The organism is Pseudoalteromonas sp. 2CM28B (genome assembly GCF_023161935.1).
The window spans coordinates 241,085-264,970 of the sequence record NZ_JALNTH010000001.1 but is presented as its reverse complement, the minus strand read 5'-3'; the positions used below and the strand labels follow the sequence as shown (position 1 = coordinate 264,970).

Annotated in this window: 21 protein-coding genes; 4 read left to right on the top strand and 17 right to left on the bottom strand. The window is 42.3% G+C overall.

All coding sequences use genetic code 11. The features are described 5' to 3' along the window. Positions 1-47: 47 nt before the first annotated feature. From ftsZ to mraZ, 15 genes are read right to left on the bottom strand one after another with little or no spacing between them, the layout of a single operon-like run. Positions 48-1,295 (bottom strand): cell division protein FtsZ, encoded by a 1,248-nt coding sequence (gene ftsZ / locus MTN96_RS01215; protein ID WP_004589421.1) that lies wholly within the window; start codon positions 1,293-1,295, stop codon positions 48-50. Positions 1,296-1,318: 23 nt separating this feature from the next. Next, complete coding sequence (gene ftsA, locus MTN96_RS01210; protein WP_004589420.1) at positions 1,319-2,551, bottom strand: cell division protein FtsA; 1,233 nt, start codon at positions 2,549-2,551, stop codon at positions 1,319-1,321. Then, on the bottom strand, positions 2,548-3,333 hold the full coding sequence (locus MTN96_RS01205; RefSeq protein ID WP_004589419.1) for a cell division protein FtsQ/DivIB: 786 nt from the start codon (positions 3,331-3,333) through the stop codon (positions 2,548-2,550). The genes ftsA and MTN96_RS01205 overlap by 4 nt, the downstream gene beginning before the upstream one ends. A 1-nt stretch (position 3,334) precedes the next feature. Continuing rightward, positions 3,335-4,255 (bottom strand): D-alanine--D-alanine ligase, encoded by a 921-nt coding sequence (locus MTN96_RS01200; RefSeq protein WP_248530534.1) that lies wholly within the window; start codon positions 4,253-4,255, stop codon positions 3,335-3,337. Next, the gene (gene murC, locus MTN96_RS01195) at positions 4,252-5,661 is read right to left on the bottom strand and encodes a UDP-N-acetylmuramate--L-alanine ligase (protein ID WP_282451870.1); all 1,410 of its coding nucleotides are present in this window, start codon (positions 5,659-5,661) and stop codon (positions 4,252-4,254) included. The genes MTN96_RS01200 and murC overlap by 4 nt, the downstream gene beginning before the upstream one ends. A gap of 42 nt (positions 5,662-5,703) precedes the next feature. Further along, complete coding sequence (gene murG, locus MTN96_RS01190) at positions 5,704-6,780, bottom strand: undecaprenyldiphospho-muramoylpentapeptide beta-N-acetylglucosaminyltransferase (protein ID WP_064384758.1); 1,077 nt, start codon at positions 6,778-6,780, stop codon at positions 5,704-5,706. Continuing rightward, positions 6,777-7,952 (bottom strand): cell division protein FtsW, encoded by a 1,176-nt coding sequence (gene ftsW, locus MTN96_RS01185; protein WP_004589415.1) that lies wholly within the window; start codon positions 7,950-7,952, stop codon positions 6,777-6,779. Before ftsW ends, murG begins: the two co-directional genes overlap by 4 nt. Next, positions 7,949-9,283 (bottom strand): UDP-N-acetylmuramoyl-L-alanine--D-glutamate ligase, encoded by a 1,335-nt coding sequence (gene murD / locus MTN96_RS01180; protein ID WP_248530532.1) that lies wholly within the window; start codon positions 9,281-9,283, stop codon positions 7,949-7,951. Before murD ends, ftsW begins: the two co-directional genes overlap by 4 nt. After that, positions 9,284-10,366: a phospho-N-acetylmuramoyl-pentapeptide-transferase gene (gene mraY / locus MTN96_RS01175; RefSeq protein ID WP_064384762.1), complete on the bottom strand. Its 1,083-nt coding sequence runs from the start codon at positions 10,364-10,366 to the stop codon at positions 9,284-9,286. Beyond that, positions 10,366-11,748 carry a UDP-N-acetylmuramoyl-tripeptide--D-alanyl-D-alanine ligase gene (gene murF / locus MTN96_RS01170; protein ID WP_248462245.1) on the bottom strand — a complete coding sequence of 461 codons (1,383 nt, stop codon included), beginning with the start codon at positions 11,746-11,748 and terminating at the stop codon, positions 10,366-10,368. The genes mraY and murF overlap by 1 nt, the downstream gene beginning before the upstream one ends. Further along, positions 11,745-13,223 (bottom strand): UDP-N-acetylmuramoyl-L-alanyl-D-glutamate--2,6-diaminopimelate ligase, encoded by a 1,479-nt coding sequence (gene murE / locus MTN96_RS01165; protein WP_248530531.1) that lies wholly within the window; start codon positions 13,221-13,223, stop codon positions 11,745-11,747. The genes murF and murE overlap by 4 nt, the downstream gene beginning before the upstream one ends. Continuing rightward, a complete protein-coding gene (locus MTN96_RS01160; protein ID WP_024033305.1) occupies positions 13,216-15,033 on the bottom strand; it encodes a penicillin-binding transpeptidase domain-containing protein in 1,818 nt (605 codons plus the stop codon). The genes murE and MTN96_RS01160 overlap by 8 nt, the downstream gene beginning before the upstream one ends. Beyond that, positions 15,030-15,356, bottom strand: a complete 327-nt coding sequence (gene ftsL, locus MTN96_RS01155; protein ID WP_024033306.1) for a cell division protein FtsL — start codon at positions 15,354-15,356, stop codon at positions 15,030-15,032. The genes MTN96_RS01160 and ftsL overlap by 4 nt, the downstream gene beginning before the upstream one ends. After that, positions 15,353-16,291 carry a 16S rRNA (cytosine(1402)-N(4))-methyltransferase RsmH gene (gene rsmH, locus MTN96_RS01150; protein ID WP_248530530.1) on the bottom strand — a complete coding sequence of 313 codons (939 nt, stop codon included), beginning with the start codon at positions 16,289-16,291 and terminating at the stop codon, positions 15,353-15,355. Before rsmH ends, ftsL begins: the two co-directional genes overlap by 4 nt. A gap of 28 nt (positions 16,292-16,319) precedes the next feature. Then, entirely contained in the window at positions 16,320-16,778 is a 459-nt protein-coding gene (mraZ, locus tag MTN96_RS01145) for a division/cell wall cluster transcriptional repressor MraZ (RefSeq protein WP_004589407.1), read from the bottom strand. A 769-nt stretch (positions 16,779-17,547) separates the two neighbouring features. Between mraZ and MTN96_RS01140 the strand changes: the two genes are divergently transcribed. The 3 genes from MTN96_RS01140 to MTN96_RS01130 are packed head-to-tail and all read left to right on the top strand — an operon-like array spanning position 17,548 to position 18,592. Further along, the gene (locus MTN96_RS01140) at positions 17,548-17,886 is read left to right on the top strand and encodes a hypothetical protein (protein ID WP_004589131.1); all 339 of its coding nucleotides are present in this window, start codon (positions 17,548-17,550) and stop codon (positions 17,884-17,886) included. A gap of 6 nt (positions 17,887-17,892) precedes the next feature. Next, complete coding sequence (locus MTN96_RS01135) at positions 17,893-18,339, top strand: hypothetical protein (RefSeq protein WP_024033307.1); 447 nt, start codon at positions 17,893-17,895, stop codon at positions 18,337-18,339. Positions 18,340-18,349: 10 nt separating this feature from the next. Further along, complete coding sequence (locus MTN96_RS01130; RefSeq protein WP_004589129.1) at positions 18,350-18,592, top strand: hypothetical protein; 243 nt, start codon at positions 18,350-18,352, stop codon at positions 18,590-18,592. Positions 18,593-18,662: 70 nt separating this feature from the next. Here the strand turns inward: MTN96_RS01130 and MTN96_RS01125 are convergent, their stop codons facing one another. Continuing rightward, positions 18,663-19,643: a glutathione S-transferase family protein gene (locus MTN96_RS01125; RefSeq protein ID WP_248530529.1), complete on the bottom strand. Its 981-nt coding sequence runs from the start codon at positions 19,641-19,643 to the stop codon at positions 18,663-18,665. 21 nt (positions 19,644-19,664) lie between these two features. After that, on the bottom strand, positions 19,665-20,507 hold the full coding sequence (locus tag MTN96_RS01120; RefSeq protein WP_248530528.1) for a pirin family protein: 843 nt from the start codon (positions 20,505-20,507) through the stop codon (positions 19,665-19,667). 345 nt (positions 20,508-20,852) lie between these two features. On the opposite strand from MTN96_RS01120, the gene MTN96_RS01115 reads away from it, so the two are divergent. Further along, on the top strand, positions 20,853-23,873 hold the full coding sequence (locus tag MTN96_RS01115) for an EAL domain-containing protein (protein WP_248530527.1): 3,021 nt from the start codon (positions 20,853-20,855) through the stop codon (positions 23,871-23,873). The last annotated feature ends 13 nt before the right edge of the window (positions 23,874-23,886 follow it).

The window sequence follows — 23,886 nt, the reverse complement described above, 5'->3', positions numbered from 1 at the left end:
TGCCTTTCAATATTTGTACATATTTCAAACAAAAGCATTAGTAAATGTTAATCAGCCTGCTTACGTAAAAAAGCCGGAATATCAAAATAATCTCCGCCTTCTGATTTATCCGCTTTTTTACTGTTTTGTGCTGATGAACTTGCCGTGTTGCTTGAGCTTGTAGATGGCGCTTGTTCTTTGCTTTCTACTTGCGTGCTTGGCGTCGTTTCTTCAGTGCTTGTGCCTTGGCTTGCAAAGCTTGGTACGTACATGCTGCTAGATTGGTTTGATGAACTTGCTACATCAGAACCTGATGCCTTTTTAAAGCCGTTATCAACAATACCAAACTGCGGACGACGATCGCCGCCTAAACCCGTAGCAACAACGGTTACACGTAACTCGTCGCTCATTTCTGGGTCAATAACCGCACCCACAACTACGGTTGCATTTTCAGACGCTAGCGCTTTAACGTGGTTACCCACAATTTCAAATTCTTCAATCGCAATGTCCATACCCGCGGTAATATTAACCAAAATACCTTTAGCACCGGTTAAATCAACGTCTTCTAGTAATGGGCTTGAGATAGCCGCTTCTGCAGCTTCTTGGGCACGATCTGGGCCTGATGCAGAGGCTGTGCCCATCATGGCAGTACCCATTGCTGACATTACGGTACGTACGTCGGCGAAATCCACGTTAATTAAACCAGAACGTGTAATTAGCTCCGCAATACCTTGAACAGCACCAAAAAGTACATCGTTTGCTTTAGCGAAGGCATCTAACAGTGTAGTCCCTTTACCTAAAACTTTAAGCAATTTATTGTTCGGAATTGTAATAAGTGAGTCTACAATTTCTGACAATTCGTTAATGCCTTGTTCAGCAGCTGCTGCGCGCTTTTTGCCTTCAAAGTCAAAAGGACGCGTTACTACAGCAACCGTTAAAATACCTAATTCTTTGGCAATTTTAGCAACCACTGGTGCAGCACCAGTACCTGTACCACCACCCATGCCGGCAGCAATAAATACCATATCTGCGCCTTCAAGGCTGGCACGGATTGTTTCTGCATCTTCTTCAGCCGATTCGCGGCCTACTTCTGGGTTTGCACCTGCACCTAACCCTGAGGTTATTTGCGTGCCTAGTTGTACGGTAATATCGGCAGCGGAATTACGTAATGCTTGTGCATCCGTATTTGCAGCTATAAAGCGCACGCCTTCTATTTGTTGTTTTACCATGTGCTCAACAGCGTTACCGCCACCACCGCCCACGCCAATTACCTTAATTACAGCTTCTTCGCTGTGTTGTTCCATCATATCAAACATGTTTACTCTCCGACTTGAGTACTTTAAAACTCGCCTTGGAACCATTTAGTAATGCGGTTCCACCAATTATTATTATCCTCTGCTTTCGACTTTTGTGCATTCATCGATTGCATAGTGCGCCCGTATTGTAACAAACCTACAGCGGTTGCGTACGAAGGATCGTCTACGTAGTCTGTCAAACCAACTATCCCGATTGGTTTGCCTATTCTTACTGGCATTTGGAAAATGTCTTCAGCCACTTCCATTGCGCCAGTCATTTTAGCAGTCCCGCCTGTAATAACGAGGCCTGCCGCAATTTGGTCTTCTAAACCTGAGCGACGAATTTCTTCCATCGCTAATTCAAATAATTCTCTAAAACGAGGCTCTACCACTTCAGATAAAGTATGGCGCGACATTAATCGTGCTGGTCGCCCGCCTACACTTGGTACTTCTATGGTGTCTTCGTTACTGGCCATTTGGCTACTTGCACATGCATATTGTACTTTGAGTGACTCAGCATGTGATATAGGTGTACGAAATATTTTTGCAATATCACCGGTTACTTGATTACCCGCCACTGGGATAACCGAAGAATGGCGTAATGCCCCGTTAATATAAATAGTGATATCCATTGTACCACCACCAATATCAAGTACCGCTACACCAAGCTCTTTTTCGTCATCGGTTAAAACCGAGTAACACGATGCAAGTGCGGTAAATATAAGCTGATCAACCTCTAAACCACAGCGCTCAACACATTTTTCAATGTTTTTAGCCATGTCGTTTGAGCAAGTAATAATGTGTGCACGTGCTTCCATACGTACACCGCTCATCCCAAGGGGGTTTTTAATGCCCTCTTGCATATCAATGCTGTATTCTTGCGGTAATGCATGCAGCATTTTACGCTCTGCCGAAATAGGCACAGAGCGCGCTATATGAATTACATTTTCAATGTCTTCATCGGTTACTTCTGTATTATTGATAGCAACCACGCCGCTTTCGTTTTGACACTGTATGTGCTTGCCAGAAATCCCTAAGTACACTGAGCTAATACGACAATCGGCCATTAACTCGGCTTCATCTATTGCTCGGCGAATCGACTCAGACACTAAGTTTAAATCGTTAACGCCGCCTTTATCCATACCATGAGATACTTGGCTGCCCACACCAACAATGCTGAGCTTGTTATCTGCGGTGATTTCACCTACCGTGGCCACCACTTTTGAGGTACCAACGTCTAATCCAATCACTAGGTTTCTTTCTGCTGACTTAGTCATGCCTTACTCTTATTTTGTAATTGCTGTTCTTGCACAGGCTTATAGCTAACTGCAAGGCCGGTATCATAGCGTAAATCTATTGCATCTATTTGTGCATCTGCACGCTTTTCCATGCGCGGGTACACATCTATAAACCGCTGTACTCGCTTTGCTTTGTCTTTGCGCCCTAAATTTAAGCGCACACCATTATCTAACCATAACTGCCACGAAAAACGCTCCGAAAGGGCTAAGCTTTTTAGCGTTAACGCATTTACCTTTAGCATTTCGTCAAACTGCTTAAAGGCAATCCACGCTTCTTTTTCGCTGCCTTCTGGGCCGTAAAGTTGCGGTAAATCATTGGCGAGTTTATCGCTACTTGCTTCAAAGGCATCGCCACTTTGGTTTAGCAGTAAATCGCTATTCCAATGGGCTACGGCTTCGTGTTCAACCACGTACACTTGTATTGTATCGGGCCATTGCTTGCGTACCGATACGGTTGCAACCCAAGGTAAATCTTTTACTAGTTGCTGTACGCGTTTTACATCTAGCTCAAAAAAACTGCTTAAATCGGCCTTTTTTATTGCTTTTATTATGGCCTTTTCGTCAGTGTATTTGGGCTTTCCTAGCACTGTTAAGTGCTTTATTTGTGCATCTTTGTTCTCTACTAGCCAATCAGATACACCGGTAGTTATTTGCACGAGCCCAATCACTACCACCAGAAAAAAGCTCACACCAAAAATTAGCGACCAATTAAAGTTAAGTTGCTGTTTTAACTGTTGAGCTTTTTCTAAAAGGGGATGCATATTAAAGCGTTTGCCCCAAAATGCGAACAACTAATTGCTCAAATGTTGCCCCGTTTGCTTTTGCCGCCATGGGCACCAGCGATTTTTCGGTCATGCCAGGGACTGTATTTACTTCTAATAAATAAAAGTTCCCCAGCTCATCTTGCATGGCATCTACACGGCCCCAACCGCTTGCACCCACTAAATCAAACGCCTCTAACGAGATAGCCTGTAAATGCTGTGTATCTTGCGCCGATAAATCTGCAGGGCAATGATACTGTGTTGTATTTGATTGATACTTAGCTTGGTAATCGTAAAAACCATTTGGAGTCGTCATTTCAATCACAGGCTGTACTTCATCGCCTAATACAGTCACGGTAAATTCGCGCCCAGTTATCCACTGCTCTACTAATACTTGGCTATCAAACTTAAAAGCGTGTGTAAGGGCATCTTCAAGCTCTTGAGCGGTACTTGCTTGCGCCATACCTATGCTTGAGCCTTCGTGCGATGGCTTAACCATTACTTTTTTAAACTCATCCATAATGGCTTTTGCATCAAAGCCTTTTTTAGCATCAACAACTGCATAAGGCGCTGTGCTTAGCCCTGCAGATTTAAATAAATGCTTACAACGTACTTTATCCATTGCCAAGGCTGAGCCTAATACAGTGCTGCCCGTGTATGGCAAATTCATAAATTCAAGCGCGCCTTGCACTGTACCATCTTCGCCACCACGGCCATGCAAAGCAATAAAAACACGATCGACCTGTAATTCTTTTAGCTCCCACAAAGAGCGATTTTGCGGGTCAAAAGCAATGGCATCAACGCCGGCATTTTGCAGTGCATTAAGCACCGCTTGCCCTGAACGTAGTGACACTTCGCGCTCTGCTGAGTTACCCCCAAGCAGTACTGCTACTTTACCAAATTGCGCGTTTTCTTGCGTCATACTTCACCTTGCTTTAATTTTTCCACCGACATACCTGTTGCCGCTAATGTTTTAACCAATTGTCCTATATTACCAGCGCCTTGCGTTAAAACTAAGTCGTTATTTTGTAAGTTATCGGCCAGCACACCAGCAAGCTCTGCGCTCGTTGCTACATGTAGAGGCTCTTTTCCGCGCTGACGTAAGCTGCGGCACAGGCTTTTACTGTCTGCGCCAACAATAGGCTCTTCGCCGGCACTGTACACATCTAGTAATAAAAGTTGATCTACATCTGCTAATACTTTTACAAAGTCTTCGTATAAATCGCGTGTACGGGTAAACCTGTGTGGTTGATAAACCATAACTAAACGCTTTTCTGGCCAGCCTTCGCGTACCGCTGCAATGGTGGCAGCAACTTCTGATGGGTGATGTCCGTAATCATCCACCAGCATGACATTGCCGCGCTCGTTTTCAAAATTGCCATAATGCTGGAAGCGTCGCCCTATGCCTTCAAATTTTTGCAGCGCCTCTAAAATTGCGTGGTTAGCAATGTTTTGATCTTTAGCCACTGCAATTGCCGCCGTGGCATTAAGTGCGTTGTGCTTACCTGGCATATTAAGCGTTGCAGTTAAGCTTTCACCGCTTTTATGTGTCACTGTAAAAGTACAAGTACTTGCTGATTGGCTAAAGTCGCTCATGCGGTAGTCGGCATCTTTTGACTCGCCATACGTAATCACAGGGCGACCAAAACGCGGGATCAACTCACTTGCTACTTGCGAGTCTATGCACACTACGGCTAAGCCATAAAATGGCAGGTTATGAATAAAGTCCACATAAGTGTCTTTCATTTTCTCAAGACTGCCGCCATAGGTTTCCATGTGATCTTCTTCAATATTGGTGATCACCGATACCATAGGCTGTAAATGTAAAAACGATGCATCGCTTTCATCTGCCTCAGCAATTAAAAAGTCGCTCTTGCCCACTTTTGCGTTACTGCCCGCGCTATTTAATAAGCCGCCAATAATAAAAGTAGGATCAAGCCCTGCCTGAGCATAAATGCTGGCAATTAAACTGGTTGTTGTGGTTTTACCATGTGTGCCCGCAATAGCAATGCCATGGCGAAAACGCATTAATTCGGCAAGCATTTCTGCACGGCGAACTACCGGTATACGCGCTGCTTTTGCAGCAATAATCTCAGGGTTTGTTTCGTCAATAGCACTTGAAACAACAACTACGTTGGCATCTTTTACGTTGTTTTCGTGATGGCCTATAAATACTTCTGCACCGGCTTTAATTAAGCGCTCGGTCATTGCGCTGTGCGCTATATCTGAGCCTGTAATGCGGTAGCCTTCAAAAGCCAGTACTTCAGCAATACCGCCCATACCCGCACCACCAATACCAATAAAATGGATGGTTTCTATTCGACGCATAGCAGGTCGAGTTTGTTGTTCTTGTATTGACTTATCTTTCACTTATTTTCTCTTATTTGTTACTTGCTCACAGTGCGAGGCAACGCTTGCTGTGGCATCTAAAATGGCTTGCTGCTTAGCATTGCTGGCCATTTGTTTAATTAATATAGGCTTTGCCAAATACGGGTTTAATAGCTCAACTATTGAATCTTTATTAAACTGCGGCTGAGGCATTAAAAGCGCGCCATTTGCGGTTACTAAATACTTTGCGTTGGCGGTTTGATGATCGTCTACCGCATGTGGAAACGGCACAAACACAGCCATTTTACCCGCGGCGGCAATTTCACTAACAGTCAGTGCACCAGCACGGCAAATAACAATATCGGCCCACGCGTAGGCGGCGTCCATATCATCTATAAATTCAGCAACTTTTAGGTCTTCATCTGCAATGTTGTTTTGCGCATACGCGCTTTTCACACCCTCAATATGGCCTTTACCTGTTTGGTGCCACACTTTAATTGGCGCTGTTTTAGCAAGTAAATTAAACGCCTCTGGCAGTGTTTGGTTAAGCACTTGTGCGCCTAGCGAGCCACCTACCACTAAAATATTAATAGGGCTTGAAACATCACGTTTAGCTACATTAGCAACGCTTGCACGTACTGGGTTACCGACTAATTCGGCTTGCCCTGGTGCAAAGGCGCTTGGAAACGCAGCAAGTACTCTGTTAGCAAATTTTGCCAACCACTTGTTGCTCATTCCTGCTACTGCATTTTGCTCATGAATCACCAGTGGAATGCCTAAACTTTTAGCGGCAATGCCGGTTGGCCCGGTTACATAGCCACCCATAGCAAGCACTACATCTGGTTGCTGAGATTTCAATACCTTACGCGCCTGCAATATTGCATTAAGTACCATGAATGGGGCTTTAATAAGACGCTTTAAGCCATTACCGCGTACGCCCTTTACATTAATAAAGTCAATTTCAATGTTATGCTTTGGTACAACATCCGCTTCCATTCTATCTGGCGTGCCTATCCAGCTTACTTGCCAGCCTTGCTCTTTTAAATAATCGGCTACAGCAATACCTGGGAATATATGCCCGCCTGTACCACCGGCCACAACTACTAATTTTTTACTCATCGCTTACCTCCGCGTGAGGTGGCTTGTTTGGTTGCCATTTTGGTTTCAAAATCAACACGCAATAAAATACCGGTGGCAATCGTCATTATTAATAAACTTGAACCACCATACGAAATAAACGGCAAGGTTAACCCTTTAGTCGGTAATAACCCTGCACTGGCGCCTACATTAACCATGGTTTGAAACGCAAACCAAATGCCAATAGCAAACGCAAAATAGCCTTCGTATTCTTTGCCACATTTTAAAGCTTGTTGGCCTATTAAAAGCGCCCTAAATACAAACACAGCCAACACACATAAAATACTTGCTACACCTACAAGGCCTAGCTCTTCACCTATAACGGCAAAAATAAAATCGTTATGCGCCTCGGGTAAATACTGTAACTTTTGCACGCTGTTACCTAACCCTTGGCCAAACCAGCCGCCTTGGCTGTAGGCCATAAGCGATTGCACTAACTGATACCCTTTACCAAATGGGTCTTCCCAAGGGTCTAAAAAGCCCACCACTCGCGCCATTCTGTATGGCTCTACAATAATCAGTAATACAACAAGCCCTACGCCCGTTAAAATAAGTACAAAAAACTGCCATAACTTTGCGCCGGCCAAAAATAATAGCCCCACAGTTGTTACAAACATAACCACCACGGTTCCTAAATCGGGCTGCAGTAAAATAAGTAAGGCATATACCGCAAATACAGCGATAGGCTTAGCAAAGCCTTTAATATTTTCTTGTACTTCTTCTCGTTTTCTTACTAAGTAGCCTGCTATATAACTGAAAAAGTATAATTTAGCGGCCTCGGCCACCTGAAAACCAACAGGCCCAATGGGTATCCAACGCTTAGCGCCGTTGACTTCGCGGCCTATTATTAACACGGCAATAAGTAGCACCATACCAAGCAGCAACAAATACGGGTTTGAGCGTTTCCACCAATCCATAGGCACGCTGGCTGCAATCCAAAATAAAACAAATGCCATCGCTAAAAACATGCTGTGGCGAATGGTAATATGGTATGAGTTATCAAACAGCCTTTCGGCTGTGGGCATTGAGGCGCTGGTCACCATTATAAAACCCACCCCTATAAGCATTAACATGCAATAAAGCAGTGGCACATCGTAAAGCTGTGCTGAGGGTTTTGGGGTGAGTGTTTCTTTTAAATCGGCAAAGGCAATCATAATTGCCCTTCCATTACACATTGCACAAAGTCATCACCGCGTTGCATGTAGTTGTTATACATATCAATGCTGGCACAGGCAGGGGCAAGTAATACAATGTCACCGCGCTTGCTAAGTACTTTCGCAAGCGATACCGCCTCTTGCATTGTGTTTACTAAGTGCGATTTACTCGTTAAAGCAGCAAGCTCTGCTGCATCTTTACCAAAGCATACAAGCGCTTTTACATGACTTTTTATATATGGCTTTAACGCACTTAAATCAGCGCCTTTAGCATCACCACCGGCTATTACAATCAGGTTTTCGTGATCTGAGGCCAAACTATCTATTGCCGCTATAGTGGCGCCAACATTGGTGGCTTTAGAGTCGTTAAAGTATTGAACACCATATTGCTCATCAACAAACTGGCAACGGTGCGCTAAACCATTGAATTGAGAAAGCGCCGCTACGTACTTTTCTTTACTAATATTAAACGGGCTTAATAACGCCATAACCGCAAGTGTATTTAAGTGATTGTGCTTACCAACGACCGCAAGCGTACTAACAGGTAAGTACGCCTCGCCTTTTACTATAAAGTGCAGCTCATTATTGCGCTCAGCTAAGTGGTAATCACCTTGGTCGCTGCCAAAGCTCATTTGCGGCGCTAAAGCGCGACTAATAGGCTTAGTTTGAATATCATCTGCGTTGCTTACTAAAAGCTCAGCATTGTTATAAATACTTAATTTAGAGTCGATATAGGCTTGGTAGCTGTCGTAACGATCTAAATGATCTTCAGATATATTTAATACCGCTGCGCTTATTGGTTTTAAGCTTGAGCAGGTATCCAGCTGAAAACTCGAAAGCTCCAGCACATACACATCAAAATCATCACTTAGTAAATCCAATACCGCAGTGCCAATATTGCCACCTAATGCCACCTTGTAACCTGCTGCTTTTAATACCTCGTAGGCTAAGGTAACAACGGTTGATTTACCATTAGAACCAGTGACAGCAACAACCGGTTTTGTATTTATACGAGCAAACAGCTCTACATCACCAATTACTTCAATGCCTGACTCTATTGCTTGAGCAATTGCGGGAATTTTTAAGCTAAGCCCGGGGCTTATGATGATCATGTCGGTTTTACAAAGCGCGGCGCTAGCTAAATCACCAAAATGCGTATTAAGCTCAGGAGCATGCTCGCTTAGCCAATCCATACCTGGTGGTGCAACCCGGCTATCAACGACTTTTGGTGCAAAACCATGAGATAATAAAAACCGCACAATGCCCAGACCGGTTACACCGAGTCCGAGCACTGTTATATGTTTGTTTTTTATCTCGTTTAAATACTGCATTTATCGAATCTTTAATGTCGCAAGGCCAGCAAGTACTAGCACAATTGAAATTATCCAAAAGCGCACAATAACACGTGGCTCTGGCCAACCTTTTAGCTCGTAATGATGATGAATCGGCGCCATTCTAAAAATGCGCTGTCCGCGTAATTTGTATGAGCCCACTTGTAAAATTACCGATAAAGCTTCCATTACAAACACACCACCCATAATAATAAGCAGTAGCTCTTGGCGTACTAAAATAGCAATAATGCCTAGCGCGCCGCCAAGTGCCAGCGACCCTACATCTCCCATAAACACCTGTGCTGGGTATGTGTTAAACCATAAAAAGCCTAACCCTGCGCCAACAATAGCGGTACACACAACCACCAGCTCACTAGCAAGCGGTAAATGCGGGATATGTAAGTAAGCCGAAAAGTTAATATTACCGGTTAAATAAGCAATTATGGCAAGTGCTGCCGCAACTAAAATAGTCGGCACTATCGCCAGGCCATCTAAGCCATCAGTCAGATTTACCGCGTTTGAAGTGCCTACTAATGCAAAGTAAGTAATTACAATGTAAAACAAGCCTAGTTGTGGCAATACATCTTTAAAAAATGGCACAACAAGTGAGGTTTCTGACGCTTGTGTACTCGTTGCATACAGTGAAGTTGCCACCACTAGAGCAATAACCGATTGCCAAAAATACTTCCACTTAGCAATTAACCCTTTAGGGTCTTTGCGTATTACTTTGCGGTAGTCATCTATAAAGCCCACTAAACCTAATGAGCCAATTACAAATAAGGTTGCCCATACGTATTTGTTTGATAAATCAGCCCATAATAAGGTGCTGGTAAATATGGCGCCTAAAATAAGTAAGCCTCCCATAGTAGGAGTACCTTTTTTAGATAAGTGAGATTCGGGGCCATCATCACGCACTACTTGGCCAATTTGCATTTTTTGTAACGAACGAATGAGCTTAGGGCCAAAATAAAGCGACATCATTAACGCTGTTAATATGCCTAAAATGGCACGTAAGGTTAAATACGAAAAAACATTAAAGCCACTGTAATATTGGGTTAAATACTCTGCCAGCCAAACTAACATTATGATACTCCATTGATGGCTTGTTGCTGGCCATTTACTAAATCGGTTACTAATAATTCCATGCGAGAACTGCGCGATCCTTTCACCACAAGCGTGGTTTTATTGTTTGTGTTATTAAGACTGGTTTGAATTTGCTTGAGCATCTCTTCTCGGTTAGAAAAATGACGGTTTGGCTTATCAAATACATCGCTTGCGTATTTACTTAACACACCCAGCGTATACAGCTCATCAATGCCTTGTTGTTTTGCGTATTCGCCTACTTCTTGATGATAAGTTCTGGCTTGCTCACCAAGCTCTCCCATATCGCCCAGTGCTAAAATACGGTGCCCTTGAATATCACTTAATAAATCAATTGCTGCTTTTACCGACTTAACATTTGCATTGTAGGTATCATCAATAACGGTCAGTGAATCAGTTACTTTTATTAAGTTTACCCGCCCCTTAACATCGCCCATGGTGGCAAGTGCGGTGGCTATCTCTTCAAGTGATACATCAAACTCGCTGGTTAAAGCTGCGGCAATAAGCGCATTGCTCACGTTGTGCTTACCAGGAAGAGCAAGCGTTACTGGTACTTTTTGATCTTGTGTACACAATAAAAAGCTCGCGCGAGCGTTTTCATCTAGGCTTATATTTTCAGCCCAAATATCAAGTTTTTCAGTACTTGAAAAACACTTAACAGTGCGCCCTTTTAATTTATCAAGCCAGTATTGGCTAAATTCGCTATCGCAGTTAACAATGGCAACGCCATCGTCTTTTAGGCCATCAAAAATCTCACCTTTTGCCTTAGCAACCCCCATTAGGCTACCAAAGCCTTCTAAATGCGCAGCGGCCACATTGCACACCACAGCTACATCGGGTTTTGCCATGGCGGTAGTGTAAGCAATTTCGCCTAAATGATTAGCGCCAAGCTCTATAACAGCAAAACGGTGCTGCGGCTCTAAACGTAATAGCGTAAGCGGTACGCCAATATCGTTATTAAAATTACCTTTTGTAGCAAGCACATCTCCGTGTACCGATAAAATAGCAGCGCACATTTCTTTTACCGTTGTTTTACCCACGCTGCCCGTAATGGCAATGGTTTTAGGGTTAACCTGCGCCATAACTGCTGCACCTATATTACCTAATGCAATACGGGTATCGCTAACAACAAACTGCACAATATCTACATCTACTTTATGCTGAACAATAACGCCAATAGCGCCTTTTTGTTTAGCATCAGCAATAAACTTATGGCCATCAAAATTAGGCCCTTTTAAAGCTAAAAACACCTCACCGTCGCAAATGCTGCGAGTATCGGTATTAATATTTACTACATTGAGATTATCACCTAGATAATCGGTTGCTAGCACATTTGCCAGCCAATCAAAGTCCATTGGGATCATTGAGTTATCCCTCTTACTGCTTTTTTTAGTTGTTCTTTTACATAACTGCGATCGCAAAAGTCGATACGTTGATCGCCAATAATTTGGTAATCCTCGTGGCCTTTGCCGGCAATTAAAATAACGTCATCCGCATTTGCATTTTCTATTGCATAGCGAATGGCTTTTGCTCTGTCAGCCTCTAAATGGGCTTTTTCAGGCTGCGATAAACCCGCTGCCACATCTGCCAAAATAGCATCTGGGTTTTCTGAACGCGGATTGTCGCTGGTAACAATAACCTTATCTGCATTTTGCTCTGCCGCTTGCGCCATTAAGGCACGCTTGCCTTTATCTCTATCGCCGCCACAACCAAAAACACAACTAACCCCACCAGGCACATGTTTTTGTAAAGCTTGTAAAGCCAGAGCAAGTGCATCAGGCGTATGGGCGTAATCAACAACGCACGTGGGTAAATTAACTTCGCTAAACGCTTGCATACGCCCAGCAACGGGGTGCAAATGCGCGCATCCGGCGGCTAACTGCTCAAGCGGATAACCTAGCCCCAACAACGTTGCCAGTGCCGCAGTTAAATTATATAAGTTAAACTCACCAAATAGAGGCGATTTTACGCTAATATCACCCCAACTTGTGCTCAATTGCGCCGAAATACCATTTTTAGAATACTCAACATCAGAAAAATACACATATTGTGCATTTTTAGGCGCTAAATTTTTACGACCATAACAAATAAGATTATTAAAACTGTATTTTTCAAGCCATTGCTCTGCTTGCCCATCGTCTTGATTAAGCACCACTAGCTGTGGGTCAAAATCGCGAAACAGCATAAGCTTAGCGTCGCCATAACTTGCCATATCGCCGTGATAGTCAAGGTGATCGCGCGATAAATTAGTAAATACCGCCGCTTTAAATTGGCATTGTGCCACACGCTGTTGCACTAACCCGTGCGATGAAACCTCCATCGCCACAAGCTTTTTATGCTGCTGTTTTAAGTCATGCAATATGTGCTGCAAGTCAACAGCCGAAGGCGTGGTATTAATAAGTGGCGTAAGTGTATCGGGGTGGCCATAACCTAATGTGCCTATAATGGCCGAAGGGGTACTACAAAACTGCGCTAAATGCGCCATCATAGCCGTTGTTGTAGATTTGCCATTAGTGCCCGTTACACCAATTAAATCGAGAGATTGGCTTGGGTTTTGATAAAATTGACTCGCTAGCTCTGGGAGTTTTTTATCAAGCTCAGTTACTAAATACAGTGGCTCAAAAGTGACATCAAATTCGCAAAGCCTATCGGCAATAATGGCTGTAGCGCCGTTTTCAATTGCTTTGGCAATAAACTGTCCGCCATCAAGCGCATGGCCTTTTATAGCCACAAATACATCGCCAGGGGTTACATCACGGCTATCAAGGCGTAAATCTTTAACTAGCTGCGAAGGTGCATCTATGTCGATGTATTTTAAAATAGCCTTTAAATCACGCATCGTTATCTTTACCTTTTACGTAAGCCACTTCTTCCTTATCAGGGGCTACGTTTAATATTCTTAATGCGTTAGAGACGATTTCTGCAAATGCAGGGCCTGCGGTGGCACCTCCATAGTACACATCGCCACCGGGCTCATTTATCATCACTACCACAGCCAAGCGTGGATTACTTGCCGGTGCTACACCTGCAAAATAACCTACGTATTCATCACCGTAACCACCAGCAACCGCCTTTTTAGAAGTACCGGTTTTGCCTGCCGCACGGTAGCCATCTACTTTTATGTTTCGGGCTGTACCGTCTTTTTCAAACACGCTTTCCATCATGTGAACAACGGCTTCTACGTCTTTTTGTTTAAAAATACGCTCGCCTTCTGGCACACCGTCTTGCTTTAAAATCGTTAACGGACGATTAATCCCACCGGCACCTAACATGGTGTAAAAGCGGGCCATTTGCGCCGTACTTACCGAAATAGCATAACCAAACGATAACGTGGCAATTTCAAAGTCAGACCAGCGGCGGTTTGGATAAAATAAACCACTACTTTCGCCAACCATGCCTGTGCCGGTATCGCTACCAAAGCCCACTTTTTGATATAAACCAACTAAGTAATCTTTAGGTACTTGCTGCGTTACCTTTGCCACGCCCATGTTTGATGAATACTTTAAAATTTCGCGAAGCGTCATTTCACCGTGGTTACGGGTATCTTTTACTAAACTGCCGCCTAAACGCATCCAACCTGGGTAGGTATCAATGGTGTCGTCGGCTTTAATTGCGCCGTAGTCTAGCCCAGCTAAAATGGCTAGTGGCTTAACGGTTGAGCCTGGTTCAAACAAATCGGTAATTGCGCGGTTACGGCGTTTATGTGGTTGTGCATCGTTCAAATTATTTGGATTAAATGATGGGCTATTTACCATGGCCAAAACTTCACCGGTTTTAACATCAACTACCATGGCCGACCCTGATGTCGCTTTATACGTGAGTACAGCAGATTTTACTGCCTTATAAGCAATTGCTTGAATACGTTGATCAATACTCAGCTGAATATTTTCAGGCTCTACACGCTCACGCTCATCTAATACTTCAACTTCGCGGCCTTGGGCATCTTTACGAATAGTGCGGCGGCCTTCTTCGCCTGTTAAGGCATTTTCGTAGAGTTTTTCAATGCCTTCTATGCCTTTTCCATCAATGTTTGTAAAACCAATAATGTGGGCCGTTACCTCTCCCGCGGGGTAATAACGTTTAGACTCATCTAACAAATGAATACCAGGTAAGCGTAATTGGCTAATATAGTTGGCAACAGCCGGTGTAACTTGGCGCTTTAAATACACAAAACGACGGGTGGGATCATTTAATAAACGCGAATTTATTTTTTTAGGATCGATACGTAATACATCTGCCAGCTCACGCCAGCGCAGATCATTTTCATAATAAACAGAGGTACGCTTATCAAGCTCAGCGGCATTTTCTGCAAGCGTTTTATGATCTTCACCGTTTTTACGTGCTTGTTTTATAACTTTGGCAACAAGTGACTTATGTAATGCTTTAGGATCGGCATACACACTGACTACAGGCACACTTACAGCAAGCTCTTTGCCTTGACGATCGAAGATCATACCGCGTTGTACATGTAGTTTTTCTACACGAACAGTGCGTTTATCGCTTTCTGAACGGGCTTTATCTGGCTCAATAACTTGTAAATAGGCAGCACGCGACACCAGTGTTACAAACACTAAAAACACCACAGTGCACACCAACATAAAGCGCCATGTGATTAAGTTATTGACCTGTTTTTTGCCGCGATTTCTCATTGTATTATTATAACCTGTTCATCCTGACTGGTAGGGCGCTTCATTTGAAGCTGCGTGGTAGCAACTTCTTCAATGCGCGCATGCTGCGAATAAAACTCTTCTTCTACAAGTAAATAACGCCATTCAAGGTCGAGCTCATCTCGCTCTTGTAGCAGCGTATCTTGCTTAATTAGCTGCGCGCGAGCCGAGTGCGTAACCTGCACTACTGCAAAGCTTGAAGCGAATATCACAACCAACAAGGCCGAGGTTAGCTTGTTAGCTCCTAGGCCTTTTAATATTTCTAAAAATAAATTGGGTTGGCGATGATTCGCTTTAGTGTTCATCCAAGCCTCTGTGCAATCCTAAGTACTGAACTGCGAGAGCGTGGATTACGCTCTATTTCTTCAGCACTTGGTTTAATAGCTTTACCCACTGCTTTTAACGTCAGGTTTTTATTTATTTGTGCGTCGGTTAAAGGCAGACCTCTGGGTATCGCTTCTCCCTTACTCTGTTTTCTAATAAATTGCTTCACAATTCTGTCTTCAAGTGAATGAAACGAAATAACCACTAAACGCCCACCTGGCTTTAATACTTTTACAGCGGCTTGCAATGCGGTTTGAATTTCTTCCAGTTCACTGTTTATGTAAATTCTGATTGCCTGAAATGTACGTGTGGCTGGGTGTTTAAATTTATCTTTAACGGGCACCGCTTCATCGACTAAATCGGCAAGTTGCTTGGTTGTAGTAATTGACGTGTGCTCTCTTACCTCAAGTACTTTGTGGGCAATACGCTTACCAAATTTTTCTTCACCGTAGGTTTTAATTACATGGGTAATGTCTTCAAGCTCAGCTTCGGCTAGCCACTGCGCTGCACTGCGCCCACTTGTTGGGTCCATGCGCATATCAAGAGGGCCGTCCTTCATAAAGCTAAAGCCACGCTCTGCGTCATCAAGTTGGGGGGAGGACACGCCAATATCTAATAAAATGCCATCAACTTTACCTAACAGATCGTTTTGCTCTGCAACATCGTATAAGTTAGAAAAGCGGGTGTGAGCTATAGCAAAGCGTGCGTCATCGGCAAATTTTTCAGCCGACTTTATTGCTTGAGGGTCTTGATCAATGGCCTGTAAACGCCCTTGCTCACCAAGTCGAGCAAGTATTTGACCTGAGTGTCCGCCACGTCCAAAAGTACCATCCATGTATATGCCGTCTGGCTTAATTGCAAGAGCATCGATGGTTTCGTCCATTAATACGGATACGTGTTCAAATTGCGCAGTCATTAGCTTGTGTTTGCCTTTTTTAGTGCCGTTAGAGTGTGAAATTATCTAAATCTTGGTTTGCTTCAAAATCGCCGAGCCTTTCCAACTCAGTGTCTTGGCGCATTTGTTCGTGCCAACGCGCTTCATCCCAAATTTCAAATTTATTCATTAAACCAACTAGCATGATCTTTTTGCCAAGTTCTGCGTGGCTACGCAATGAAGGCGCCAGCAAAATTCGACCATTTTTATCAAGTTGATACTCTGTGGCATTACCTAACAACATACGTTGCATTCGGCGAGCGCGTGGATTCATATTAGAGATTTTAGATAAGCGGCTTTCTATTTCTTGCCACTGTGCAAGAGGATACAACCATAAACACGGCTCGTTTAGCGCAATGGTACATATTACCGTTCCTTGATCTTCAGACAGCAAAGCGTCTCGGTACTTAGTCGGTACCGCAAAACGTCCTTTATCATCCAAGCTCAGTGAACTAGCGCCACGAAACATAAAAAGCCTACTTTTAAATTGTGTAATCGAGTTTCGATTAATTTGATCCAGTTAGATCCACTAAAAACCACTTTTTACCACAGTGCTCCAGTTTAGGGCTTGACAAGCCTTTTTGTCAAGTAAGCTGACCAGCTTTAACGTCTCGCTAAGCTAGAAAAAATAAGGCTTTACGCAAAGCGATTGAATTACGTGGGAAAAAGTGGAGGTAGTAGATAAAATTTTTTTAAAGCGTTGCTAATAACGTTTGGTTTACATAATTTGCTTACTGAATAATCAATGAATAATTACAAAAAAATGAATCTAGGGCCTGTTGACCTTTAAGGATTATAATTTGTTCAATCTAGGGGGTATTTAATCGCGGCGTGAGGTTTGTAACCTAGTGGGCTAAGTAAAAACCGAGTAACAAAGAGTAAATGCCCCCTAGGCAGAACCCTTCGGGCAGCGCCTGTTTGACATTTATACGTCGTTATCGCCTATTTATGGGGAATAACCACACTACATAGGCTCTACCTTGCCTAAATCCCAAACAGACTGCTGCAAATTAAATCTCGAAAGGTAAACAGGCCCTAGGTTTATAGGCATGTAAAATTTACTTAGCACAGCAGCAATACTTACTTCATGCTGCTTTTTATTTAATCTACCGCACCCTACCTAAAATATATAAAAACAATAAAATCAAGTGGTTAAATTATTTTTAATGGTTGGTTTAATCGTTGCATCTGCTATAGCACCAGTTAAATTTTTTTATTTTATTTATTAAGGATTGATTATGGCTACTGCAACAAATACAAAACCGAATACTGAAACAAACATGAAACCTGATCTTAAACAAAAAGAGAGTGAGGCACCGTTGACTGAAAAAGCAACGTCTGTAGCACACGATGCAGTAGATGCACTTTCAAGCAAGGCATCAGTTGCTGAGTCAAGCGTACGTAAAGGCGCTTCAAGCTCTGCAGAAGCACTAAGCGAAAAACAACTTATTGCTCGTGAAAAACTAACTGAGTGCAGCGCAAAAACGCGTGCTTTTGCCTCAGAAAATCCGCTAGCAACAGCGGGGATTGCTTTTGCGGCGGGTATGCTTGTAACGTCATTATTTCGTCGTAAGTAATAAATAATGAGTAGCTCACAAACAACAGCAACCACGGACGGTAATGCTCAAAATCAAACAACTGATGACCCTAGCCAAAAGGATGATTGGCAGGATCATATAGCAAAGATCATTGAATACTCTGACCAGCTCAAGGAGGATTATAAAACGCAAGGAAAGCTTACCCACCAACTTGCAAAAGCTGAGTGGAAGCTGTCGTTACGATCAATGGCGTTGATCACTATATTTTTAGGATGTTTTGCCAGTGGTTTGATTTTGTTGTGGGCCGGCTTACTAGGTGCAATTGGCTACGGTGTATATGATTTATTTGGCTCGGTTTGGCTTAGCTTTGCTACTGCTGCACTCGCGCAAATAATTTGTTTAATTTGGCTTTGGCGAAATACCGTATACCTAAGCAATAAAATTGGCTTTAGTAAAACGATTAAAAGTGTGAAGCAACTTTTAAATCTATAAGGAAATAACCATGCTCGTTAATTTTCTAATTAAAGAACCCAATGAGAACGTTGACACGTTAAATAAGCAAATGGATTTACAGCATGCATTAAAACGCCAGCACCATGCAGCAATAAAGTATCGCTTTAAGCGCTTTGCAGCCACCAAGGTAGGATTGGCATCAGCCTTTTTAGCCGGAGCAACGGTTCAAGCTGGCAAAAGCGAAACCAGCTTTGTGCGAAAATACGGCTGGCTGGTAAAGTTATTTGCATAGCAGCAATTGCATTTATAAAAGCTTTTTTAAAAGTGCAATTGCCGCTTATTATAATGCCTTCTAATACCTCTTAGCCCAACTCGTCTCTATTATGGTTTTGGCTAAAGTTTAACGCCGGCCCCTTTGGAATAATTTGCGTTGGGTTGATCATCGTGTGGCTAAAATAGTAATGCTGCTTAATATGATCAAAGTTAACCGTACTGGCTACTCCCTCTATTTGGTATAACTCACGTACATAGTTACTCAGCGCTGGGTAGCTTTCAATGGTGCGTAAATTACACTTAAAATGCCCTACATACACGCTATCGAACCGGATGAGTGTGGTAAATAAACGCCAATCTGCTTCAGTTAAAGTACCTCCCATCAGGTAACGATTTTTACTTAGTATGCCTTCTACTTTATCAAGTGCTTTAAATAACGCAGTAAATGCATCTTCGTATGCTGTTTGTGTGGTTGCAAAACCCGCTTTATATACCCCATTATTAATATTGGTATAAACAAGGTCGTTAATTTCATCAATATCAGCTTGTAGTGGTTTTGGGTAATAGTCATCCGTATTATTCGTAATTTCATTAAATGCGGTATTAAACATACGAATAATATCTGCAGATTCATTACTAACAATTTTATTTTGATGCTTATCCCAAAGCACAGGCACAGTTACTCGCCCACTGTAATTTTCATCGTGCTTAGTATAAATTTGATGTAAGTATTCACTATTAAATAAATCATCGCCGCTACTGAGGTTATCTTTATCAAAGCTCCACCCCTTATCTAACATATCTGGGCTGACTACCGATACGCTAATAATATCGCTTAGGCCTTTTAGCTGTCTGAATATAAGTGTGCGATGCGCCCACGGGCACGCTAAGGCAACATATAAGTGGTAGCGATTTGCTTGCGCTTTAAATCCGCCGCTCCCTGTAGGTCCAGGGCTGCCATCTTTTGTGATCCAATTACGAAGCTGTGCTGCTTCGCGTTTAAATTTACCATTATTCGAGTCGGTGTCGTACCATTTTTCTTGCCATTGGCCATCAACTAATAAACCCATAATAACCTCCTCAATTAACTATTAAATGTTGCCAAATTCACCGTTTTGATAATCACGCACCGCTTGTTTAATTTCCTCTTGCGTGGTCATTACAAATGGGCCCATATGTACAATAGGTTGCTCAAGTGGGTTACCCGCTAAAATAAGTATCCCCGCCCCCTTTTGTGAAGATATATCAATGTCACTGTTTTCACTTAATATAAGCAACTTGCCAGCATTAAATGTTTGCTCGTCACTTGTAATAAGCTCACCTGTATGAACATAAATCATCACTTTACGTTGTTTAAGCCCTGCTAACTGGATGCGTGTATTAACGGGGAGAGTAACATTGGCCAGTGCAGCATTGGCCGCTAAGCTTTGCAAACTCGACGTTAACGTACAATCTTCAAACTGCCAATTACCCGCAAGTGCACTAAAGCTCACGCCGTGCTTGTTAGTGACTTCAGGCGCTGGATTTTGTGTAGTATCTTGATAACGTGGCGCACGCATTTTTTCGCCACTGGGCATATTGATCCAAATTTGAAAGCCATGCAGCCCCTCTTTTGCATCTGTTAGTGGCATTTCACTGTGCATTACGCCTCTACCTGTACTCATCCATTGTACATCGCCAGATCGGATCGCTTTTTTGTTGCCCATTTGATCTTGGTGTTCAAAGCCACCTTTAATAATGTACGTAAAGGTTTCAATGCCGCGATGAGGGTGCGGTGGAAAGCCACCAATATAGTCACTTTCATTGTTAGACTTTAGCTCATCAATCATTAAAAAAGGGTCGAGATATTTGCCATCAAAACCAGGTATCCGACTTATGTTTACACCATCACCATCTTGGGTGGCGTAAGCAGTTAACACTTTTGCTATGTTCATATTTAAAATACTGTAGTAGATTAATTAATGAGCTTATTAAAACATTCATAAAACAATACGACTATGTCTTTAAATCGAGCGAAACGTTCTATTTTTTAGAAAGTTGAGTATTTATTTTGATAATTCGTTTATTTGGCATAATAAGCTTCATGATTAAAAACACAGACTTAAGCTGATTTCTAATAACTTTTTAGTGCAACCCTATATTTTGTATGGTTATTTTTGGCTTTTATGTCTACAATCACTTTTTAGGGACGCAGAGCTTAAGGAAAACTTATTTTTACTTCATCGCTTAAAAGCCAGCTTTACAGGTTACTCATTCTACTTAGCATTCCCGGTGCCGCTGTGACGGTATTTACGCTATGGTATGAGCGTGATGCTGCCATAGAAAAAAGTGAAGAAAGAATAGTAAACATCGCTAAGCACTTGACACAACATCAAAAAATCATGGTTGATGATGTTAAACGTATTACTATTTATTTAGCCGATAAAACTGCAAAAAATGAAACACTCCCCACAACTTGCCCTAATTACTTTTACGAAATAAAAGCCCTTCACCAGAATATTGCAAATATAGGTATTGTTGATAAAAACGGCGACCTACAATGCGTGACAAATGGTCGTAGTAAAAATATTAATATTAGCGATCGTACTTATTTTCAAAATGCCATTAGTAATAAAAGTTTTTCGGTGGGGTATTTTCAATACGACCGAAGTATTCAAGCGCAAAGTGTCAATTTTGCCTACCCAATTATAGATAGTAATAACCAATTAAAAGGCACACTAGTTACCGTTATTGCATTGAATTGGTGGAATATCGCCTTAAGCGAAGCAAAATTACCTAACAATGCCAAGGCCGTTATTGCCGACTCTAACAGCTTAATACTGGCCAACTACCCTAATCAACCACGTAATTTAGGCCAAAAAATTACCGACATAGATTTACTTCACGATAAAAGCTCGTTAACCGTGTTTAAAAATGCAGAAGGCGAAAATCAGGTTTTTCACCGCTCAGTTATATACGAAGACGACCATGATAATAATTTAGATATTTATATAGCCGTTTCGGTTGAAGACTTTATTAATACAGTTAATAAAAACTTTGCTAAAACTATTTTTGCGTTTTTATCGGCTATTGCCTTGTTGGTGTTGCTCGCTAGGCGCTTAATTAAACAAAGTATATTTAAGCCTATCGCTAATTTAACCAAAGCCACAGATGAACTGGCAAATGGCACTATGCCCAAACATATTAAAAAGCCCAATAGCCCAGAGCTGCGCGCGCTTTATGACCGTTTTGCTGTGATGGCACAAACCCGGCTATCTGCAGAGGCTAAATTAAAAAATAAGCACAACGAGTTAATGAGCTTATTAAATGCTTTACCCGATACCTACATACGTATAAATGCCCAAGGCAAAATCCTTTATATTGGCGGCTATATTAGCCCTGTGCTAAATGTTGAGACAGGCAAAGCTTTAAAATTAGTTGATGTACTCTCTGAGGCCAACGCAGAGTTACTGCTTTCTCAATTAGGTACTTTAGAGGGCTCACAAACCGTTGAATTTACATTGTTTAAAAAATCTAAAGAGCACTTTTTTGAGGCAAGAATCAATGCACTCACTAATAATGAATACATTATTGTTCTTAGAGATATAAGCCAAAAAAAGGTCAACGAAAAAGCACTTCATTTAGCGTCGCTTGTTTACAGTAATAGTAGTGAAGGGATGATGATTACAGACCCCGACGGCATTATTTATGACGTAAACCCTGCGTTTTGCGAAACAACCCAATACAGCAAAGAAGAAGCGATAGGTAAAACCAGTCGTATTTTAGCATCTGGCAAACACTCAAAAGCATTTTATGAAAAAATGTGGGCAGAGCTCAGAGAAACTGGCCGTTGGCAGGGTGAGATAATTAATCGTAAAAAAAATGGCGACACCTATACCGAGTTTCTGATCATAGATACCGTTTACGATGATAAAAACATGCCTACTCGCCGGGTGGCCATTTTTACCGACCTAACAGAAAAAAAACAAGCCGATGAAACCATATGGCGAAAAACTCACTTCGACCACTTAACTGATTTACCAAATAGGCTTGAGCTTAAAGAGCGTTTAAATAAGCGTTTTGAAGAAGTAACAGGCGACAAATGCGAACTTGTTGTGATGCTGCTCGATATTGATCACTTTAAAGATATTAATGACACGTTAGGCCATCATTATGGCGATAATCTACTTAAGTTAGTTTCTCAACGGATAATTCAAGCTGCAATAAACGCCAGTTTTGTCGCGCGTATTGGCGGTGATGAGTTTGTGATTGTATACGACCATGTTAAAAGCAGTCGCCATATAAACCAAATTGCCAGCAATATATTGCAAAGCCTTTCATCAAGTATACAGCTTGAAGACGAGGAGCTATTTATTAGCGCTAGTATGGGCATTGCATGCGCACCTAGCGATGGCCAAAGTACAGAGCTGCTATTAAAAGCTGCCGACCAAGCCATGTATAAAGCTAAAAATAACGGCCGTAATGGGTTTGAGTTTTTTTCAAAAGATATGCGTATTCATGCGCAAGCGCGTATGCAGCTATTAAAAGATTTACGCTCCGCCATAGAGCTTGAACAATTTGAGCTATTTTATCAGCCTATTGTGGCATTAAACGATTTGCACATTCATAAAGCCGAAGGGCTTATTCGCTGGCACCACCCTAAAAAGGGGTTAGTCTCGCCGGCGACGTTTATACCGCTTGCTGAGGAAACTAGGCAAATAAATGCGCTGGGCCAATTTGTATTTACGCAAGCAATACACACCCTAAAAGAAATAAATACCACCATGGGGGAGCAATTTCAAATTAGTATAAATGTCTCTCCTGTGCAGTTATCAACAATCGATAGCGGAATTGACGATTGGTGTGAGATTTTAAAAGCAGCCAAACTACCCGCCTCCTCTATTGTGGCCGAGATCACAGAAGGCCTTATGGTTAACCCAGAGCCACTAACCCAAAGTCGCTTAAAAACATTAGTCCAGTCAGGTGTGCAATTAGCGCTAGATGACTTTGGCACCGGCTATTCATCGCTCGCGTACCTGCAAGAAATGGATACCGATTATCTAAAAATAGATAAACGCTTTATTGATAATATTAAAGCTGGGAGCCAGGAGCTTGCTTTATGTGAAGCCATTATTGTAATGGCCCACCAGCTTGGCCTAAAAGTTATTGCCGAAGGGATTGAAACGCAGCAACAAATGCAACTACTACTAAAAGCAGGATGCGACTACGGGCAAGGTTATTTGTTTTCAAGGCCAGTGCCTAAAAAAGAGTTTATGACGCTGCTGAGCAGCAAAAAAATGGTTATTACCAATAATAAATAAGTAGTTACGCAAT

Coding starts and splice junctions, on each gene's coding strand:
- ftsZ (WP_004589421.1), bottom strand. CDS start 1,295: ATGTTTGATATGATGGAACAACACAGCGAAGAAGCTGTAATTAAGGTA.
- ftsA (WP_004589420.1), bottom strand. CDS start 2,551: ATGACTAAGTCAGCAGAAAGAAACCTAGTGATTGGATTAGACGTTGGT.
- MTN96_RS01205 (WP_004589419.1), bottom strand. CDS start 3,333: ATGCATCCCCTTTTAGAAAAAGCTCAACAGTTAAAACAGCAACTTAAC.
- MTN96_RS01200 (WP_248530534.1), bottom strand. CDS start 4,255: ATGACGCAAGAAAACGCGCAATTTGGTAAAGTAGCAGTACTGCTTGGG.
- murC (WP_282451870.1), bottom strand. CDS start 5,661: ATGCGTCGAATAGAAACCATCCATTTTATTGGTATTGGTGGTGCGGGT.
- murG (WP_064384758.1), bottom strand. CDS start 6,780: ATGAGTAAAAAATTAGTAGTTGTGGCCGGTGGTACAGGCGGGCATATA.
- ftsW (WP_004589415.1), bottom strand. CDS start 7,952: ATGATTGCCTTTGCCGATTTAAAAGAAACACTCACCCCAAAACCCTCA.
- murD (WP_248530532.1), bottom strand. CDS start 9,283: ATGCAGTATTTAAACGAGATAAAAAACAAACATATAACAGTGCTCGGA.
- mraY (WP_064384762.1), bottom strand. CDS start 10,366: ATGTTAGTTTGGCTGGCAGAGTATTTAACCCAATATTACAGTGGCTTT.
- murF (WP_248462245.1), bottom strand. CDS start 11,748: ATGATCCCAATGGACTTTGATTGGCTGGCAAATGTGCTAGCAACCGAT.
- murE (WP_248530531.1), bottom strand. CDS start 13,223: ATGCGTGATTTAAAGGCTATTTTAAAATACATCGACATAGATGCACCT.
- MTN96_RS01160 (WP_024033305.1), bottom strand. CDS start 15,033: ATGAGAAATCGCGGCAAAAAACAGGTCAATAACTTAATCACATGGCGC.
- ftsL (WP_024033306.1), bottom strand. CDS start 15,356: ATGAACACTAAAGCGAATCATCGCCAACCCAATTTATTTTTAGAAATA.
- rsmH (WP_248530530.1), bottom strand. CDS start 16,291: ATGACTGCGCAATTTGAACACGTATCCGTATTAATGGACGAAACCATC.
- mraZ (WP_004589407.1), bottom strand. CDS start 16,778: ATGTTTCGTGGCGCTAGTTCACTGAGCTTGGATGATAAAGGACGTTTT.
- MTN96_RS01140 (WP_004589131.1), top strand. CDS start 17,548: ATGGCTACTGCAACAAATACAAAACCGAATACTGAAACAAACATGAAA.
- MTN96_RS01135 (WP_024033307.1), top strand. CDS start 17,893: ATGAGTAGCTCACAAACAACAGCAACCACGGACGGTAATGCTCAAAAT.
- MTN96_RS01130 (WP_004589129.1), top strand. CDS start 18,350: ATGCTCGTTAATTTTCTAATTAAAGAACCCAATGAGAACGTTGACACG.
- MTN96_RS01125 (WP_248530529.1), bottom strand. CDS start 19,643: ATGGGTTTATTAGTTGATGGCCAATGGCAAGAAAAATGGTACGACACC.
- MTN96_RS01120 (WP_248530528.1), bottom strand. CDS start 20,507: ATGAACATAGCAAAAGTGTTAACTGCTTACGCCACCCAAGATGGTGAT.